Origin of the sequence: Magnetospirillum moscoviense (genome assembly GCF_001650635.1) — a bacterium.
Classification (GTDB): Bacteria; Pseudomonadota; Alphaproteobacteria; order Rhodospirillales; family Magnetospirillaceae; genus Magnetospirillum; species Magnetospirillum moscoviense.
Map to the genome: position 1 here is coordinate 1 of NZ_LWQU01000036.1, position 3,583 is coordinate 3,583.

Below are 3,583 nucleotides of genomic sequence, written 5' to 3' on the forward strand. Positions count from 1 at the left end.
GCCGACACGGCCTACGACGCCGACCACTTCCGCCAAATGATTGCCGACAAGGGCGCCATTGCCGTTATCCCCAACAACCCGTCGCGCGCCCACAAGCATCCGCTAGACAAGCACCTCTATGCCCAGCGCCACTTGGTCGAGTGCGGCTTCAGCAAACTCAAGCAATTCCGACGCGTCGCAACCCGATATGAGAAGACGGCAGCCAACTACAGCGCCGTCGTCACTATCGCCGCCATCATCCTGTGGATGCGCTAAGTGTCCACAGCTCCTAGCCATTCTCGTCACCGTTCCGGTCGTCGGCCTCGGCGATGGTTCAGACCGGGGTGGATGTCGAAGCGTTGCGCGGCTTCGCTTCCCGCCTCATAGGCATCCGACAGCACGGTACGCCGCGCGCGGCTGCCCTTGACGGTGAAATTGATGCCCAGACTGTCCAGTTCGTCATCGACCACCGATGCCTTGATCGGCACCAGATCACGGCCCGATGAGCGGACCATTGCCGCCTCGCGTTCCTCGCGCATACTGTGCAGCTTGCAGGCGATGCCGTGGGCCAGGCCGATCTGGAACGAGTTGGTGCCGCTGCGCCGTTCGCCGGACTCAAGGTCGGCATAGACCGCCCCGGTCTTGAAATGCCGGGTTTCGGTGGCGAAGGCGATCTCGATCAGGTCATAGAGATAGTGGGCGGCTTCCACATCGGCGGGCAGGCCGAAGAAGACATGGCGGACGAAGCCCGTTGCAGTCTTTTCGATCCAGGTCCGGCAGTCGAAATATGCGGCCACCGCAGGGACGCATTCGTCGATGGGGCCGGTGCGGCGGCGGTCGGTCTCGATGCCGACGCCCTCGCAAGCTTGGCGGCGCAGGTCCAGTTCACTGAGCGACAGGCCGTAGCGATCGAGCAATTCCGCCACCTTCTCGGCGGCGGCCAGGGCTTCCTCTTCGGTGCAGCCCTGATCCACGGTCTTGGCCCGTAAAGCCTGAATGCGCTGGATCAGGCGGTTGAGGTCGGCGTCATGGTGCGATCCGGCGGACGATACCCGCACCTGGCGGCGCAAGTCGTCGAACCATTCCCGCACCACCGGGGGACATTCGCCCGCCGCCGCGGCGCGGTCTATTTCGGCGGCGACAGCATCGAGCGAAACGACACGCCCGCCCCAGCCGGAACGGGCGCGGCGCTGCACGGTCTCCATCATCACCGAGGCGAGCTTGCGATAACCGGTCGCCAAATCATCCCGTCCGCAATGGCGGGCAAAGGCACCTGTCGACACCGCTTCGATGATGCTTTCGGCATCGGTCATCCGACGGGCCAGGGCGAGTTCGTCGGCGGTCGGTTCGCCCTCCACCCAGGAGAAAGCCAGGGCGTCGAGGTCGCTGTCCTCGGGGCCATAGGGAAAATCCCCGGCCGCATCGAGGCGTTCGGAAATGTCGGTGATGCCGGGGACTTCCAGCCCGCCATGGCGCAGGACGTGGCGATAGATCGCCTCGGCGCAGCGATGGGGATTGGACAGGCCCTTGCCCCCGGAGCGGATGAACGGCTGCGCCACGGCCAGCGTGGAATCGTCCAGCGGGGTGACCGCGCTGACGGCGATGAAGCCGTCGGTCACGGGGATAGGGCACAGTCGCATCGCCAGCATCAGCCCCGGCAGAACAGGGATGATGTCGTCGTAGAGCCGCACCGTGCCGCCATCGGCCATGTCGTCGAGCAGCAAGCTTCCGTCCGATGCCTCGCCGGTGATCCGCAGCAGGCGGAAGCGGATCCGGCGCAGGGAGTCATAAGCATCTTCCTCGCCCGGTTGCGGGCGGCGCTGGCGCAGCATGCGGTCGATGGCGGTACTGCCGCTGGCCGAGGGCAAAGTTATCGCCAGATCGGCCGCCAGGGCCAAGGCCCGCGCCAGCACTGAAGGACCGGCGGGATCAAAGCCCTTGCCGAACCAACCCCGAACCGTCTCCTCCACCTTGGCCCTGGGAGCAAATGCCATGGCCTCCAATGCCAGTTTCGTCGCCACCTGCCGTAAACGCAGTGCATGCTCGATCTGAGGAACCGCCCGCTTTATCATGGTCATCGCCGCGTCGAATCGGGTTAGTGGATATGGCCCGCAGCATTCATCATGCCGGCCAGCAAGGGATGGATGGTTTCCGCGAAGGGGTTGACCACGGTCACCCCATGCCAGGTGAATCCCTCGTGCAAATCCTCGGTCAACAGCAGACGGCATCCGGCCTCGGCGGCGACGGCCAGAATCAGCGCATCCCAGAACGACAGCCGGTGATCGGCCACCAGATCCAGCGCCGACAGCAGGGCGGAAGACGATGTATCCCGACAGACCAGAGCATCCATCCACGACAAGATGGCATCCCGCGCGGCCTCGGGCGTGCGGCCGGCCTTGACCGTCAGCACGCGATGCAGTTCCCCAAGAACCTGCACCGGAACCAGCACCATGCCCGACGGCAGGGTCGCGATGATCTCCAAGGCGCGAGTCTGACGGCGGGCATCGTTGACGCCCTCGGCATAGGCCAGGACGTTGGTGTCGAGCGCCAGCATGGGATCAGCCCTCGTACAACTCGTCACGGGTCCAGGTGGTTCCGATGGCGGGCTGTTCGCGCAGGCGCATCAACAGCGCAGCTCGTGCGCTGTCCCGCCCTGGCAGATCGGCCTCGCCCACGGGCGATATCCGCGCCACCGGCTTGCCGCGCGACGTGATCACGATGGTCTCGCCTTCGCTCACGTCACGAAGAAGCTTCGAGAATTCGCGATTGGCATCGGCGGCGGGAATGGTGCGCATCGAGCTCTTCATGGCAGAGGATGTAGTGACAAACACTACATGGGGGCTGTTGGCCCTGCAACCTTTCTTCAGGACGAGGTGGTACAGGCCGGGTGGCAACTACTCATTCGGGTAGTTGCCGCAAAACCACCCATTCGGGCGGTTTTTGGGTAGTTTCCAGCGGGTAGTTTCCACCGTGGTTTCCACCCTGTCGCATCACCAACTTCCTGCGCCATGCCCACGAGGTGATCGGTGACAACACCATCCTCGATCCCATCCGCAAGGCGCTGGGCACCGTCGAGAACCACCGTAGCCGCATCCTCGAACGCTGGACGTCAACCCATTCCAACGCCCGCCTCGAGGGCTTCAACGGCCTGTTCCAGGCCGCCCGCGCTCGCGCCAGGGGATACCGCAACACCACAACCTTCGCGACAATGATCTACCTGATCGCGGCGCCTCTCGGCGACCTCTTCAAATCCACTTGAGGCGTCGAAGAACCAGCAAACATTGCTCGGCATCAGCAAGCGCGGCAGTGTGAGCGGTCAGATAGGGTGATTCAGCCGCAGCCATCCGCACTTGTTGCGGTACCCCCCCCCACTCGTCAGAACCGGTAGGCGCTGTTGGAGGAGGCTTATGGCCCATGCGATATCAGAATGTCAGCGTGACTTTAGGATGGGGGCAGTCCGCTCCGCCTAAGAGTCCGTCCGCGAAGTTCCCTATTATTTCCTGTGCCTTGCGATTCTGCGCAGCATGAGGCGGATCATGGCCAGGCGCAGGAACGCCAGCGCCATTCTGGCGAGGTTCTCGAAGTCCTTGGCGAGGCGTCGGCA

Annotated in this window: 4 protein-coding genes and 2 pseudogenes; 2 read left to right on the forward strand and 4 right to left on the reverse strand. The window is 64.0% G+C overall.

Annotated elements, in window-relative coordinates; translation table 11 throughout:
• On the forward strand, nucleotides 1-255 hold a 255-nt coding region (locus tag A6A05_RS02165; RefSeq protein WP_156520851.1), incomplete at its 5' end, for a transposase.
• 26 nt (nucleotides 256-281) lie between these two features.
• Here A6A05_RS02165 and A6A05_RS19850 read toward each other — a convergent pair.
• The 3 genes from A6A05_RS19850 to A6A05_RS02180 form a co-directional block, all read right to left on the reverse strand.
• Entirely contained in the window at nucleotides 282-1,973 is a 1,692-nt protein-coding gene (locus tag A6A05_RS19850; RefSeq protein ID WP_156520852.1) for a DUF7168 domain-containing protein, read from the reverse strand.
• 101 nt (nucleotides 1,974-2,074) lie between these two features.
• Nucleotides 2,075-2,533 carry a PIN domain-containing protein gene (locus A6A05_RS02175; RefSeq protein ID WP_068497024.1) on the reverse strand — a complete coding sequence of 153 codons (459 nt, stop codon included), beginning with the start codon at nucleotides 2,531-2,533 and terminating at the stop codon, nucleotides 2,075-2,077.
• Between the two features lie 4 nt (nucleotides 2,534-2,537).
• On the reverse strand, nucleotides 2,538-2,774 hold the full coding sequence (locus tag A6A05_RS02180; protein ID WP_068497029.1) for a type II toxin-antitoxin system Phd/YefM family antitoxin: 237 nt from the start codon (nucleotides 2,772-2,774) through the stop codon (nucleotides 2,538-2,540).
• Nucleotides 2,775-2,965: 191 nt separating this feature from the next.
• Here A6A05_RS02180 and A6A05_RS02185 point away from each other — a divergent pair.
• Nucleotides 2,966-3,238: pseudogene (locus tag A6A05_RS02185) on the forward strand (transposase); the annotation flags it as partial.
• A gap of 234 nt (nucleotides 3,239-3,472) precedes the next feature.
• Here A6A05_RS02185 and A6A05_RS20540 read toward each other — a convergent pair.
• Nucleotides 3,473-3,583: pseudogene (locus tag A6A05_RS20540) on the reverse strand (IS5/IS1182 family transposase); the annotation flags it as partial.